This is a genomic window from Noviherbaspirillum denitrificans, from assembly GCF_002211445.1.
GTDB classification, from domain to species: Bacteria; Pseudomonadota; Gammaproteobacteria; order Burkholderiales; family Burkholderiaceae_D; genus Noviherbaspirillum; species Noviherbaspirillum denitrificans.
Genome location: NZ_LSTO01000001.1, coordinates 715681 through 729959 on the forward strand (window position 1 = coordinate 715681; position 14279 = coordinate 729959).

Below are 14279 nucleotides of genomic sequence, written 5' to 3' on the forward strand. Positions count from 1 at the left end.
CAGCCTGTACGCCAGCAAGAACGTCGCAGCCGGCAGCCACGTGTACGAAAGCTATGGCCGCCGCTGCAACGGCCGCCTGTTCGTGCACCACGGCTTCTGCCTGGACAACAACGACGCCAACGAGGCCGAGATCGAACTGCCGGCACTCTTGCCCGCGCACCCGTTTGCGACCTACACCAAGGACCTCGGCACGCTGAATGAAGACGTGCGTTCTTTCAAGGTGCCGCTGCAGTACGACGAAGCCAATACCAAGGCCCTGTTCTCGATGCTGCGCCTGGGCTGCCTGGAAGACATGCCCGGCGTGTTCCGCACCATGGTCAACGGCGCCAAGGTCAACGACGTGCCGCCGATCAGCCGCAAGAACGAAATCGCCGCGCTGACCGCGCTCAATGGTGCCTGCCAGCGCCGCCTGGAGAAGTTCCCGACCTCGATCGAACACGACGAGGCGCTCTTGGCCAATGGCGAAGTGTCGGACAAGCTGCGTTACGCGGTAGCGGTGCGCCTGGGCGAGAAGAAAATCCTGCGTCACTACCAGGAACTCGCGCAGCAGGCCATCACCGTCCTGCAGAACCCGTTCTGCGACCTGCGCGACTACGCCAAGGCGGACACCCGGTTCGGCGCCTATTTCCAGGCACTGCACGACAACCTCTCCAAGTCCATGGAGTAAGGCATACCGGCGTTTGAAACGCTGCTGGTAGTGACCTATCTGAAGAAGGCGGGCGCATGTGCGTCCGCCGTCCAACGGAGCGAGAAACACATGAGCTTGCATGAAGCCGACAGGCTGTACGAGGAAGAGCTGAAAACCTTGCAGACCGACGAGGCGCAGGAGGCGGACGACCTTGGCCAGTACAAGGATGCCGATGAGCAGAAGATGCAGCGCCTGATCCAGTTCCTGGATGAGAACGGCGTACTGTATCCCTCCCTGGAAATCCGTATCGTCAACGGCCTGCGCGGCGTCTATGCGACCGAGAAGATCCTCGAAGGCGAGGTGGTGCTGCATGTGCCGCGCCGCGCGATGGTCACGACCGAGGTCGCGAAGGCGTCCAACGTCGGCCGGCGCATACAGGCAAGCCGCCGCTGGCTCAGTCCTTACGGCTATCTTGCTGCCTTCCTGCTTGAAACGAAGCGCGAAGGCGGCTTCTGGAAGCCGTACTTCGATGTGGTGCCGAGCAAGTTCCCCGGCATGCCCTTGTTCTATGACCAGAAGCACCTGGAAATGCTCAAGGGAACCCACATCTGGCAACAGTTCATCGATGCCAAGGCATTGATGTTCGACGACTACAAGGTGGTCAAGGATTTTCTCCCGGGCCTGACGCTGCATGAATTCGCGCTTGCCCGCATGGCGGTGACGACCCGCGTGTACAAGCTGATGATCGACGGTTACGAGACCTTGGGCATGGTGCCGCTGGCCGACATGCTCAACCACACCTCGCCGTCGCCGACGCACTGGACCGGGCGCGCCACGCACGGCTTTACCATCATGGCGCTGACCGACCTGCAGGCCGGCGGCGAAATCCTGGAAAGCTACGGCAAGCGAAGCAACGGCCGCTGGCTGATGAGCCACGGCTTGTGCATGGAAGTGAACCCGGACAACCTGGTCGAGTTCGACCTTCCGGAAATCCGCAAGAAACATCCGTTCTTCAATGCCACGCGCAAGCTCGGCTGGGTATCGCGCAAGCAGCGTCATTTCCTCGTGACGAACGATTACGACAGTGACGACGTGCGCCACATGTTCAGTTACCTGCGTCTGGCGAACTGCACCGACATCGAGCGCACGCGCAAGGCGGTTGTCGAGCTCGGACGCGTCGATCCGGAAGAGGATGACAGCGCCAAGGCCTCGAAAAAGAACCGGCAGAAGAAGGCGAAGGACCAGTCGAAGGTCCACCCGATCAGTGTCAGGAACGAGATCGCCGCGCTGCGCATGCTGGTGGCGGCGACCGAGCGTGCGTTCGAGCGTTACACCACGACGCTGGAGCAGGATGAGCAGGCGCTGAAGGACCCGGACCTGGCGTGGACCATGCGCTTTGCGACCATGGCCGCGGTGTCCGAGAAGCGGCTCCTCAAGTTCTACCTGGACATGGCGCGCACGGCAATCGGTGTCCTGGAAAGTTCGCCGTTCCGGCTGGCACGCGCGGTAGGCGAACAGGTGCGCAAGGGCAAACCGTACGAGAAATACTTCCGGCATCTGCAGGAACATCTCGACGTTTTCAGCCCCTTCTGGCACGTGTCGCGCCTGCCGACCAAGAAGCATCGTCCGGCCGTTCATCGCAAGCAGGAACACGGCCGCAAGACTACGCACGGGGCGTTTGCCTGACGTGCGCCGGCCACGCCTGCGGTTTCCTGCCGCAGGCGTGGCAGAGAGTGTTATGAAGCAGGGATGGGCATCCGTCCCTGCCTCATAGCACCCTCTATGGAGCACACCTTGAGCATTGCCTGTTATATCCGAGACGACAGCATGTACGGCCAGGTGCTGGACGTTCTTGCGCGCCACGGTTTCCACTGCATCCGCTTCACCAGCGATGCCGATCTGCTGGAGGCACTCGCTTCCAACCTGTCCACCGTCGTTCTCGCGGCACGCAGCGAAATTGCCGCAGGCAGCATCCGTTCCTGGCGGGCATGCCGCGAGCGCGCGCTGCCGGTCATCATCCTGTCGCCGGCTGTCGGCGGCGAATCCACGGTGCGGGTGCTCGATGAAGGCGCCGACGACGTCGTCGCACTCGCAATGGGGCATGACGAATTCGCCGCACGCCTGAACGCCGTCCTGCGCGCCTACCAGGCCGACATACCCCGCCACAGCATTTCGCTTGCCGGTTTCGAGTTCGACGTCGAATTGAAAATGGCCGCCGACCGCGGCAGGATCGTCGAATTGACGCCTGCCGAATTCTCACTGGCGTGGCTGCTCTTCTCCTGTCCCGGGACATTCCTGTCGCGCGACGCGCTCTCGATGGCCGTCTGCGGGCGCGCCGGCGACATTGCCAGCCGCACCCTGGAACAGCACATCTACAAGCTGCGCCGCAAGCTCAAGCTGCTGCCGGACCGCGGCGTGCAGATCCGCATGGCCAGCGGTCGCGGCTACATCCTTGAAATCGTTGAACCGTTCGTGCAGGAGGCGCGCGAACGAGGCGCATGAGTAACGCACGGTGCCCGTGAGGGCAAGCTCCGAAATTTTCAAAATTTTTCTTTGTTGCCTGCTTGAAAACCGATTGCTCTTTTACTAAGTGCTGATTACCCCTTGTTGATTTACGAAGTGGTGGGTACCCCGACGTCAAGTAATAGGAGCAGTCATGACAAATCCAGTAAAGAACAGACCGGTACCGGTTGCGCCGCCACCGCCGCCACCGCCGCCTCCGGCACCAAAGAATGAACAGAAGAATGATCCGGTCCCGATGCCGAAAGGTTCGGCGAACGGGTTCCCGCCCCAGCCGGAAAATACCTACAACCGGCCGCCTGCGATGCCGAAGATGTATACGACAGGAGGCGACCTGCCGAAGGGTCCTGACCTGCCGAAGGGTCCCGACCTGCCGAAGGGTCCTGACCTACCGAAGGGTCCTGACCTACCGAAGGGTCCCGACCTGCCAAAGGGTCCTGACCTGCCAAAGGGCCCCGATGCGCCAAAATTGCCGCCGATGGAGCCTGTCAAGGACGCAAAAGGCGAGCAAGTGAAGACACCGGACGGAAATCCGGTCGTCAAGGACAGCTTCGGCGTCAATATCGCAGTCGACCCGGCCACCGGCCAACCGTTGAAGGATCCGAAAACGGGTGCCCCGGTCATCCTGGACGACAAGGGCAATCCGACCGATGCGCCTGACAAGATCATTCCGCCCAAGGCCGATAGCAAGTCGCCAGGGGCCGGCCCGCTCCCGGGCGACGGCAAGACGCCGACCGATCCCAAGGCACCGGACGCCGGTTTGCCGCCGGGTGACAGCAAGGCCCCGGACGCCGCTGCGCCTGGACCTGACAGCAAGGCCCCGGGGGCTGCGCCGCCTGGACCGGATGGCAAGGCGCCGGACGCTGCTGCGCCTGGACCGGATGGCAAGGCGCCGGACGCTGCTGCGCCTGGACCGGATGGCAAGGCCCCGGGCGCCGCTCCGCCTGGACCGGATGGCAAGGGTCCGGACGCCGCTCCGCCTGGACCGGATGGCAAGGCTCCGGACGCCGCTGCGCCTGGACCGGATGGCAAGGCCCCGGATGCCGCTCCGCCTGGAGGCGATGGCAAGGCCCCGGACGCCGCTCCGCCTGGAGGCGATGCCAAGGGCCCAACCGAGCCCAAGTCTCCGATCGACAGCCCGGTGCCTGGCGGCCCCAAGGCTCCGGATGAACCCAAGGCCGGCGGCCATGACGATTGCTGCTGCGATGACGAACCGGATGCACCTGACGATGCCCCGGCTGCCCCGCCGGGCGGCCCGGGTGAGGCGTCGGACATCCCCGGCGGTCCGGACGGCATGCCTTCCGATGGCGAGGGACCGAAGGTCGTGGTCTACACCGACAAGAACGGTGTCAACCACTACTACGACGCAACGACCGGCGAGAAGATCACCGATCCCAACGATCCGCGTTTGCCTGTGATCTATGCCGACAAGAACGGCAAGATCCACTACTACGATCGTCAGACCGGCGAGAAGATCACCGATCCCAACGATCCGCGCATGCCGATGGAACTGCCGAAGGAGATGCCAAAGAGCAATATCACGATGCCAAGCCCGGGAGGTATTCCACAGGGCATGCCGGGACCGCTGCCCGATCTTCCGACGGGCGATATCCCTGGCATGCCGCCGGGAGGGATGCCGGGTATGTCACCTGGAGGAATGCCGGGTATGCCGTCGGACATTCCGACGGAACCCTCGGTATAAGGCTGTCTGTCTGAATCACCTTGCCGGTCCCTCCTGGCCGGCATTGCATAAAAACCGCTTCGTGTTCACGCACGAAGCGGTTTTTCTTTATTGAAACCGGCGCGCATTTTCACTATGTGATAGTTACCGGCCAATTTCATTCAAGCAGAGGAGACACGTCATGCCGCCACCAGTAAGCAACAAGCCTCCGGTCAAACCGCAGGCGCCGCAACAAGGCAATAACGAACCGAAGAAGGACTCTGCCCCGAAGCAGCCCGCGGAGCAGAAGAAGAACGACAAGAGCCAGCCGGATAACACCGTCAGCCGGCCGGATCCGTGGCCGAAGAAGGACCCGAACGCTGCTGCGCCGAAGAAGCCGTTCGATCCTGTTACGACGGCAGACGGGCAGGGTGTCGTGAACGAGAAAAACCTTCCTGTGGCGCGGGACAACAATGGCGTGATCGTCGCCACCGACCGCTACGGCAACGGTCCGGTACTGGATGACAGGACCGGCAATCCGGCGATCCTCGACGAACAGGGCAAACCGGGCGATGCGCCGGAATCGATTAAACCGGATCCGACTGTCAAGACGACAGATCCGACGAGCCCGGATTATCCGAAGTACCAAATTAACGAGAACAAGGGCAAGACCACCTTCTTCGACAAGGACGGCAAGGCCATTCCGCCGAACGGCGAGGGATCACCGGTGGCGGTCTACACCGACAAGGCCGGCGAGAATCACTACTACGATCGCAAGACCGGCGAGAAAATCACGGATCCGAACGACGCGCGCCTGCCGGCAAACCTGCCGAAGGATGGTCCGAACGCACTGCCGCCGCCAACCGTGGAAACGCCCACCTGACAAGGTTTTGCCAGGCAATGGGCAGTCGGTGTAATGATCCGGAGGCGGGCAGGGCAGCTGCCGTTGCCCGCCAGGCTTAGCGCGTCACGTACAGGAACAGCAGCGCCGCGCTGGCGATCGCCGACACGGGAACCACCATGCCTGCGCCGCAGATCAAGTTGCGCAGCGTGGTGCGTGCCTTCTTCTCGACGCGGGCATTGCGCTCGCTGATGATCTTCTCGAAATGCGCCTCCGCCAGCAGGTCGGGCGCCATGCCTTCGGTGGACGCGAGACGTTCCGCATAGCGTTCCACTTCGGATTCGTTCAGGTGCATGTTGCGCAGCGCGTCGGCATAGGCGCGCTTGAATTCGGTTGTGACATTCATTTCAAACTCCGTGTGCAGCGACTTGATTACTCCTTGGAAATTATAGGACTGCGTTGCACTGCGGCAAGGGTGGTGGACCTGCCATTCCGTACTACTTTGATTCAGGTCATAAAAAGTGTTGCGATAGTCCGAATGCTTCGTGTCCCGACTTTTCCATCCCTGTGCCGGACAAGCTCTACAATCGAGGCGATACAGCACTGACTCAAGGTTGACGTTGGAACAACACAAGCACGGCTTCCTGCTCACGCGGCATTGGCGGGACACGGCCGCAGGTACGGAAGTCGAAGTCTGGCTGGCGACGGACGATGGTCCGCGCAGGATCCGTCTCGCCCCGCAAACCTCGGTCGCCTTCATCCCCGCCGCACAGCGCGAGCAGGCGGACGCGGCTTTGCGCGGCGAACGCGGCTGCGAGCTGCGTTCGCTTGCACTGTCGGATTTCCAGCGCCGCCCGGTGCTGGGACTGTACTGCCGCCAATACCGCCACCTGCTGAAGCTGGAAAAGCGCCTGCGTGAGCACGGTGTCGATGTCTATGAAGCCGACGTGCGCCCGCCCGAGCGCTACCTGATGGAACGCTTCATCACCGCGCCGGTGCAGTTCGACGGACGGCACGATCCTGATGGCGGAGCGACGCTGCTCGACGGCCAGATGAAACCGGCGCAGGGCTATCGTCCGCGCTTGCGCCTCGTGTCCCTCGATATCGAAACCAGCGCCCGTGGCGACCTCTATTCGATCGCGCTGGAAGGTTGCGGCCAGCGGCAGGTCTACATGCTCGGGCCGAAGAACGGGAATGACGACGTGCGCGATTTCGATCTCGATTATTGCGAGACGCGGGCAGAAATACTTGAGCGCTTGAACACCTGGCTGCAGCAACACGACCCCGATGCCATCATCGGCTGGAACCTCGTGCAGTTCGACCTGCGTGTGCTGCGACAGCATGCGGAAAGAACAGGCATACCCCTGCGCCTCGGACGCGACGGCAGCGACATGGAATGGCGCGAGCACACCCGCGGCCAGCACTACTTCGCCGGCGCGGCGGGCCGCCTCATCATCGACGGCATCGAAGCGCTGCGCTCGGCGACCTGGAACTTCCCGTCCTTCAGCCTCGAATCCGTCTCGCAGACCCTGCTCGGCGAAGGCAAGTCCATTGACAATCCCTACGACCGCATGGCGGAAATCCAGCGCCGCTTCGACGAGGACAAGCCGGCGCTGGCGCGCTACAACCTGAAGGACTGCGAGCTGGTCACGCGCATCTTCGACAAGACCAGGATCATGGACTTCCTGCTGGAGCGCGCCAGCGTGACCGGCCTGGCGGCCGACCGCAGCGGCGGCTCGGTGGCGGCCTTCGAACATCTCTACATGCCGCTGATGCACCGCCAGGGCTATGTCGCGCCCAACCTTGGCGATGTCGAGGGAGAGGGCAGTCCGGGCGGTTTCGTGATGGATTCACGCTCCGGCCTGTACGACTCGGTGATGGTGCTCGATTACAAGAGCCTCTATCCGTCCATCATCCGCACCTTCCTGATTGATCCCGTGGGGCTGGTGGAAGGCACCGGCAATCCCGACGAAAGTACATCGGTGCCAGGATTCCGCGGCGCGCGCTTTTCGCGCGACAAGCATTGCCTGCCGCAGATCGTCACCCAGGTCTGGCAGGGGCGCGACGCCGCCAAGCGCGAGGGCAACCAGCCGCTGTCGCAGGCGCTCAAGATCATCATGAATGCCTTCTACGGCGTGCTCGGTTCCAGCGGCTGCCGTTTCTTCGATCCGCGACTCGCATCCTCGATCACCATGCGCGGCCACGAAATCATGCAGCGCACGCGCAAGCTGATCGAGGAACAGGGCTACCCGGTCATCTATGGCGACACCGATTCCACCTTTGTCTGGCTCAGGCGGCCGCATACGGAAGAGCAGGCGCTGGAGATCGGCAACACGCTGGTGCGCCACGTCAACCAGTGGTGGCAGCGGCACCTGCGCGAGGAATTCGGCCTCGACAGCGCGCTGGAACTGGAGTTTGACACGCACTACCAGCGCTTCCTGATGCCGACCATCCGCGGCTCGGACGAAGGCAGCAAGAAACGCTATGCGGGACTGGTCGCGGGCGGCGAGCTGGTGTTCAAGGGGCTGGAATCGGTGCGCACCGACTGGACACCGCTGGCGCAGCAGTTCCAGCAGGGGCTGTACCGGCGCATCTTCAATGGCGAACCTTACCGGGACTATGTGCGCGACTACGTGGAAAGCACGCGCGGCGGCGCCTTCGACGAACTGCTGGTGTACCGCAAGCGGCTGCGCCGGCCGCTGGACGAATACCAGCGCAACGTGCCGCCGCACGTGCGCGCGGCACGCATCGCCGATGAATACAACCGCGAGCAGGGGCGTCCGCAGCAATACCAGAACGGCGGATGGATACGCTACGTGATGACGCTGGCGGGGCCGGAACCGCTTGAGACGCAGCGTTCGCCGATCGACTACGAGCACTACATCGAGCGCCAGCTGCAGCCGGTGGCGGACGGCATCCTGCCGTTCATCGATGATGATTTTGCGTTGTTGACGAGCAGGCAACAAATGTTGTTTTGATCGGGATGGTGTCGATTTTGCCCGGTGCCGAACGTCGTGGAAACAGCAGTATCCCAACCACTGAAAAGGAGATCTCCATGCGTTTCATGATCATCGTCAAGGCTGACAAGAACAGCGAAGCCGGCATCATGCCCAGCGAACAAATGCTCGCCGACATGGGCCGGTTCAACGAGGAACTGGTGAAGGCCGGCGTCATGCTGGCCGGCGAGGGCCTGCATCCGAGTTCGAAAGGCGCGCGCGTGCGCTTTTCCGGCAAGGACCGAAGCGTGACCGATGGCCCCTTTGCCGAGACCAAGGAGCTGATCGCCGGTTTCTGGCTCTGGCAATGCGCGTCGCTGCAGGAAGCGATCGACTGGGTCAAGCGCTGCCCGAACCCGATGCTGGGCGAATCCGAGATCGAGATTCGCCAGGTCTTCGAGGCGGAGGATTTCGGCGACGCGTTCACGCCGGAACTGCGGGAACAGGAAGAGCGGCTGCGGGCAGAGATTACCCGGCAGTCCGGACAGTGAGCTACTGCTTCAATGTCGCCATATCGATCACGAACCGGTACTTCACGTCGCTCCTGAGCATGCGCTCATAGGCCTCGTTGATGTCCTGGATGCGGATCATCTCGATGTCGGACACGATGCCGTGGTCGCCGCAGAAATCGAGCATCTCCTGTGTCTCGGCAATGCCGCCGATCAGCGACCCGGCGAGGCGCCGTCGTTTCATGATGAGGTTGAATACCTGCGTCGACGGATGCGGCGTGGCCGGTGCGCCCACCAGCGTCATCGTGCTGTCGCGCTTGAGTAGTTCCAGGAAGGGATCGAGCGCGTGCGGCGCGGCGACCGTATTCAGGATGAAGTCGAAGGAGTTGCGGTGTGCCTTCATTTCCTCGGCGTTCTTCGATACTACGACGTCATTGGCGCCGAGCCGCAGTGCATCCTCCCGCTTGCCTGGCGAGGTGGTGAACAGCACCACGTGCGCGCCCAGCGCATGTGCCAGCTTGATGCCCATGTGACCGAGGCCGCCCAGCCCCACAATGCCCACCTTGTGTCCTTGTCCCACCTGCCACTGCTTGAGCGGCGACCAGGTGGTGATGCCGGCGCACAAGAGCGGTGCTGCCGCTGCGGGATCGAGGTTTTTCGGGATGCGCAGCACGAAGCAGTCGCGCACGACGATGTTGCTGGAATAGCCGCCGTAGGTCATGCCGCCGCTGTGCATTTCCTCGCCGTTGTAGGTGCCGACAAATCCATTCTCGCAATATTGCTCCAGGCCCTCGGCGCAGGCGTGGCAGTGCATGCAGGAATCCACCATGCAGCCGACGCCGACGAGGTCGCCCTGCTTGAAGCGGCTTACCTTGTCGCCGGTGGCAACGACGCGGCCGATGATTTCATGTCCTGGGACAACGGGGTAGACGGTATTGCCCCATTCGTTGCGGGCAGTGTGCAGGTCCGAGTGGCAGACGCCGCAGTAGAGAATGTCGATCTGGACATCATCCGGCCCGGGATCGCGGCGGGTGAAGTCGAGTTTGCTGAGCGGTTCGCGGGCGCTCGTCGCGCCATATCCGGATGAAGCAAGCATAGTGTCCTCCAGTGCTGTATTGGGGATGGACTCTGCTGCGGGTGCTCGGTTCCGGATGCGCAGTTGCCGCGAGTGAATCAATTGCGGTGCGGCTTGGGCCCGGCCTTTTTCCTGTCACCGATTGCGCCGCTTGCCGCCGCTTTCAATATGCGGCGGAAGGTCGGGCATTCCAGGTGGCTCGGGGCGGAGCAGGACGCTGCGTGCCGCAATCCATCACGCATCGCGCACAATTTGCGGATGGTCCGGTCGAGGTCGTCTGCCTTGGTCCGGAGCAATTTCCGGTCGATCCGCAACTGTCCGTCCGGCGCGAACATAATGGCAATCTCGTCCAGCGAAAAACCGGAGGCGCGGCCAAGCGCGATCAGGGCCAGGCGTTCCAGCACCTTTTCATCGAACAGCCTGCGCAAGCCGTGCCTGCCCGTCGATGCGATCAAGCCTTTTTCCTCGTAATAGCGCAGGGTTGATGCAGGTACGCCAGCGCGGTGTGCGACTTCGCCAATATCCAGGATTGTCATCGCTTGACCTCAAGTTGACTTGAAGTGGCACGATATCACCCGTGTACATTGATAACAAGCGAAAGGAAGACACCATGGTGATGGAACGCAAGAACGACAACGGACAGGCGGCACTCTGGAACGGCGATGCGGGGCATGCCTGGGTCGAGGCGCAGGAACTGCTCGACGCGATGTTCAGGCCGATGGAAGCGCTGCTCGCCGACATGGCTTCACCGGGGCTGCGTGTCCTCGATGTCGGTTGCGGAACAGGCAGCACTTCGCTCGCGGTCTCGCGCCGGCTTGGTTCGGCAGGCAGCTGTGTCGGCATCGATATCTCCGCGCCAATGATCGCTGCGGCAAGGGCACGTGCCGCGGGCGAAGGACTCCAGACGGAATTCCTGTGTGGCGATGCGCAAAGGCATGGGTTCGAGCCGGCGCGCTTCGATTTGATCATTTCGCGTTTTGGCGTAATGTTCTTCGACGATTCCGTGGCCGCTTTCGCAAACCTGCGGAGGGCGGCGTGCGACGGTGCGACGCTCCGATTCCTTGCATGGCGAGACCCTGCGGAGAATCCTTTCATGACGACCGCGGAGCGTGCTGCCGCCGCACTGCTGCCGGCCATGCCCGCCCGCCGGCCGGATGAGCCAGGTCAATTCGCCTTTGCGGACGCTGAGCGCGTGCGCCAAATTCTCGATGAGAGCAGCTGGGCGGAGGTCAGCATCGAGCCGGTCGATATTGCTTGCGCGTTTCCGGCCAGCGGGCTTCTGCAATACCTGACGCGAATGGGGCCGCTTGGACGGATGCTGAAAGAGGCGGATGCGCAGACGCGCAGCCATGTCGTCGAAACAGTGCATGCCGCCTTCAATCCTTATGTGCATGGAAATGAGGTCCGATATACCGCGGCGTGCTGGAATGTGAGCGCGCGTGCCGCGTGACAAGGAAGGCAGGGCGGACAAGCGGAGCGCCTTCCACCAGACAAAAAAAGGGCCGGTCTTCGCAGACCGGCCCGTTCTCATTCTTTCGCTACCAGATCAGGCGTTCGCCTTCACCTTCAAACGCCATGCATGCAGCAGCGGCTCGGTGTAGCCAGCCGGTTGCTCCAGCCCCTTGAACACGAGGTCGCGCGCTGCGCGGTACGCATACGACGCCTCGAAGTTCGGCGCCATCGGCTTGTACAGCGGGTCGCCGGCATTCTGGCCGTCCACCACCTTGGCCATGCGCTGCATGGTTTCGGTCACTTGTGCTTCGGTGACGACGCCGTGCAGCAGCCAGTTGGCGATGTGCTGGCTGGAGATGCGCAGCGTGGCACGGTCTTCCATCAGGCCGACGTTATGGATGTCGGGCACCTTGGAGCAGCCCACGCCCTGGTCGACCCAGCGCACCACGTAGCCGAGGATGCCCTGGCAGTTGTTGTCCAGTTCCTGCTGGATTTCGGCAGCGGACCATTCGGCCTTCGCCACCACCGGGATCTGCAGCAGTTCGCCGAGCAGGCGCTCGATCTCGGCCGGCGCGTCGATCTTTTCCAGTTCCTTCTGCACGTCGGCGACGCTGACCTGGTGGTAGTGCAGCGCATGCAGCGTCGCGGCGGTCGGGGAGGGCACCCAGGCGGTGTTGGCGCCTGCCTTCGGATGGCCGATCTTCTGTTCCAGCATGGCAGCCATCAGGTCCGGCATGGCCCACATGCCCTTGCCAATCTGGGCGCGGCCGCGCAGGCCGGAGGACAGGCCGGTCAGCACGTTGCTGCGCTCGTAGGCGGACAGCCATTTGCTGGTCTTCATGTCGCCCTTGCGCATCATCGGGCCGGCATGCATCGCGGTGTGCATCTCGTCGCCGGTGCGGTCGAGGAAGCCGGTGTTGATGAAGGCGATACGGCCGGCGGCTTCCTTGATGCACGCCTTGAGGTTGACGCTGGTGCGGCGCTCTTCATCCATGATGCCGAGCTTGACGGTTTCGTTGGGCAGGCCGAGCAGCTGCTCGACGCGGCCGAACAGTTCGGAAGCAAACGCAACTTCCTTCGGACCGTGCATCTTCGGCTTCACGATGTAGACCGAGCCGGTGCGCGAGTTGCCGATTTCCTGGCCGGCCTTGCGCTTGAGGTCGTGCAGGGCGATGGTCACGGTGACGATCGCGTCCATGATGCCTTCCGGGATTTCCTTGCCGCCATCCAGCAGCACGGCCGGGTTGGTCATCAGGTGGCCGACATTGCGCAGGAACAGCAGCGAGCGGCCGTGCAGCGTGACGATGCCGTCCTTCGCATCGGTCGCACCCGCGCCGGCGTTGTACTTGCGGTCGGCGTTGAGCGTGCGGTTGAAGGTCTTGCCGCCCTTGGAAACACTCTCCACCAGCGTGGCCTGCAGGATGCCCAGCCAGTTTTCATAGGCCAGCACCTTGTCGTCCGCATCCACGGCGGCGACTGAGTCTTCCAGGTCGAGAATGGTCGACAGCGCGGCTTCGACCACGACGTCGGCGACACCGGCGGCATCCTGGCTGCCGATCTTCGTGTCGCGGTTGACCTGGATGTCGATATGCAGGCCGTTGTTCTTCAGCAGGACAGACGTCGGTGCTTCCGCCTTGCCCTGGAAGCCGATGAATTTTTGCTCATCCTTGAGGCCGGTGGTGCTGCCATCCTTCAGTGCGACAGCCAGCTTGCCGCCGGCAACGCTGTAGCCGGTGGCGTCGGCGTGCGAGCCCTTGGCCAGCGGCGCGGTCTGGTCGAGGAAGTTACGGGCAAAGGCGATGACCTTGGCGCCGCGGACCGGGTTATAGCCTTCGCCGTTGGGGCCGGTGCGGGTCGCGCCGTCCGTCTCGGGCAGGGCATCGGTGCCGTACAGGGCGTCATACAGCGAACCCCAGCGCGCATTGGCGGCGTTCAGGGCATAGCGGGCATTGAGGATGGGCACGACCAGCTGCGGGCCTGCCTGCAGCGCGAGTTCGGCGTCGACGTTGGCGGTGGTCGCCTTGACATCGCCCGGCGCCGGCAGCAGGTAGCCGATCGATTGCAGGAAGGCGCGGTAGGCGCCCATGTCCTGGATCGGGCCGGGGTTGGCGCGATGCCACTTGTCCATCTCGAGCTGGATGCGGTCGCGCTCGGCGAGCAGGGCGGCATTCTTCGGGGCCAGGTCGTGGGCGATGGCGTCGAAACCCTTCCAGAAGGCGGCGCTGTCGATGCCGGTGCCCGGCAGGACCTTGTCTTCAATGAAGCGGTACAGGACGGTGGCAACCTGGAGGCGATGGACGGAAGTACGTGCGGTCATGGAGTGCATCCTCGTGTGAAGTTGTCATGAATCGGGCGCGCGGGCGCCTGTTCAATTGTTATAGGCTGGTTCAAAGTATATGCGAGCAAAAAGTGCATGAACGAAACGTTTAGTCACTTGATTTATGCGTTTTTGTCACAAATCGATTTCGACGGTGAAATCAGGCATGAAACTGCCACGTGACAGCGTTACTCCGTCAAATATTTCCATGTGGAAATATCATCGAGCGCGTAAATCCTTTTGATTAATAGGGGTTTAATTCCCTTTTTTCCCGCAACCAGCCTTTCTTTCCCGCAATCAGGATCGGATTCCTGCTTTCGGGAAACTGACAGACAAATTCT

The 14279-nt window shown here is 62.5% G+C and carries 12 protein-coding genes; 8 read left to right on the plus strand and 4 right to left on the minus strand.

Annotated elements, in window-relative coordinates; genetic code table 11:
- From AYR66_RS29285 to AYR66_RS03670, 5 genes are all read left to right on the plus strand, one after another.
- A partial coding sequence (locus tag AYR66_RS29285) for an SETD3 family histone-lysine N-methyltransferase (RefSeq protein WP_206047044.1) occupies positions 1 to 667 on the plus strand: 667 nt, incomplete at its 5' end.
- Positions 668 to 757: 90 nt separating this feature from the next.
- A complete protein-coding gene (locus AYR66_RS03655; RefSeq protein ID WP_088706394.1) occupies positions 758 to 2314 on the plus strand; it encodes an SET domain-containing histone-lysine N-methyltransferase in 1557 nt (518 codons plus the stop codon).
- Positions 2315 to 2422: 108 nt separating this feature from the next.
- Complete coding sequence (locus tag AYR66_RS03660) at positions 2423 to 3130, plus strand: response regulator transcription factor (protein ID WP_170942051.1); 708 nt, start codon at positions 2423 to 2425, stop codon at positions 3128 to 3130.
- Positions 3131 to 3284: 154 nt separating this feature from the next.
- Positions 3285 to 4850, plus strand: a complete 1566-nt coding sequence (locus AYR66_RS03665) for a hypothetical protein (RefSeq protein ID WP_141104018.1) — start codon at positions 3285 to 3287, stop codon at positions 4848 to 4850.
- Between the two features lie 160 nt (positions 4851 to 5010).
- Positions 5011 to 5691, plus strand: a complete 681-nt coding sequence (locus AYR66_RS03670) for a hypothetical protein (RefSeq protein WP_088706397.1) — start codon at positions 5011 to 5013, stop codon at positions 5689 to 5691.
- Positions 5692 to 5767: 76 nt separating this feature from the next.
- On the opposite strand, the gene AYR66_RS03675 is transcribed toward AYR66_RS03670, so the two are convergent.
- Positions 5768 to 6055 (minus strand): hypothetical protein, encoded by a 288-nt coding sequence (locus AYR66_RS03675; RefSeq protein ID WP_088706398.1) that lies wholly within the window; start codon positions 6053 to 6055, stop codon positions 5768 to 5770.
- Positions 6056 to 6269: 214 nt separating this feature from the next.
- On the opposite strand from AYR66_RS03675, the gene AYR66_RS03680 reads away from it, so the two are divergent.
- Both AYR66_RS03680 and AYR66_RS03685 read left to right on the plus strand, forming a co-directional pair.
- Positions 6270 to 8627, plus strand: a complete 2358-nt coding sequence (locus AYR66_RS03680) for a DNA polymerase II (RefSeq protein WP_088706399.1) — start codon at positions 6270 to 6272, stop codon at positions 8625 to 8627.
- A gap of 77 nt (positions 8628 to 8704) precedes the next feature.
- Complete coding sequence (locus AYR66_RS03685; protein ID WP_088706400.1) at positions 8705 to 9136, plus strand: YciI family protein; 432 nt, start codon at positions 8705 to 8707, stop codon at positions 9134 to 9136.
- A gap of 1 nt (position 9137) precedes the next feature.
- On the opposite strand, the gene AYR66_RS03690 is transcribed toward AYR66_RS03685, so the two are convergent.
- Both AYR66_RS03690 and AYR66_RS03695 read right to left on the minus strand, forming a co-directional pair.
- Complete coding sequence (locus AYR66_RS03690) at positions 9138 to 10190, minus strand: NAD(P)-dependent alcohol dehydrogenase (protein WP_088706401.1); 1053 nt, start codon at positions 10188 to 10190, stop codon at positions 9138 to 9140.
- A 77-nt stretch (positions 10191 to 10267) separates the two neighbouring features.
- Positions 10268 to 10705 carry a helix-turn-helix domain-containing protein gene (locus AYR66_RS03695; protein ID WP_088706402.1) on the minus strand — a complete coding sequence of 146 codons (438 nt, stop codon included), beginning with the start codon at positions 10703 to 10705 and terminating at the stop codon, positions 10268 to 10270.
- A 74-nt stretch (positions 10706 to 10779) separates the two neighbouring features.
- Here AYR66_RS03695 and AYR66_RS03700 point away from each other — a divergent pair, with 74 nt between their 5' ends.
- Positions 10780 to 11619, plus strand: coding sequence for a class I SAM-dependent methyltransferase (locus AYR66_RS03700; RefSeq protein WP_088706403.1), 840 nt, complete (start codon positions 10780 to 10782; stop codon positions 11617 to 11619).
- A gap of 96 nt (positions 11620 to 11715) precedes the next feature.
- On the opposite strand, the gene AYR66_RS03705 is transcribed toward AYR66_RS03700, so the two are convergent.
- Positions 11716 to 13938 (minus strand): malate synthase G, encoded by a 2223-nt coding sequence (locus AYR66_RS03705; protein ID WP_088706404.1) that lies wholly within the window; start codon positions 13936 to 13938, stop codon positions 11716 to 11718.
- Between the last annotated feature and the right edge of the window lie 341 nt (positions 13939 to 14279).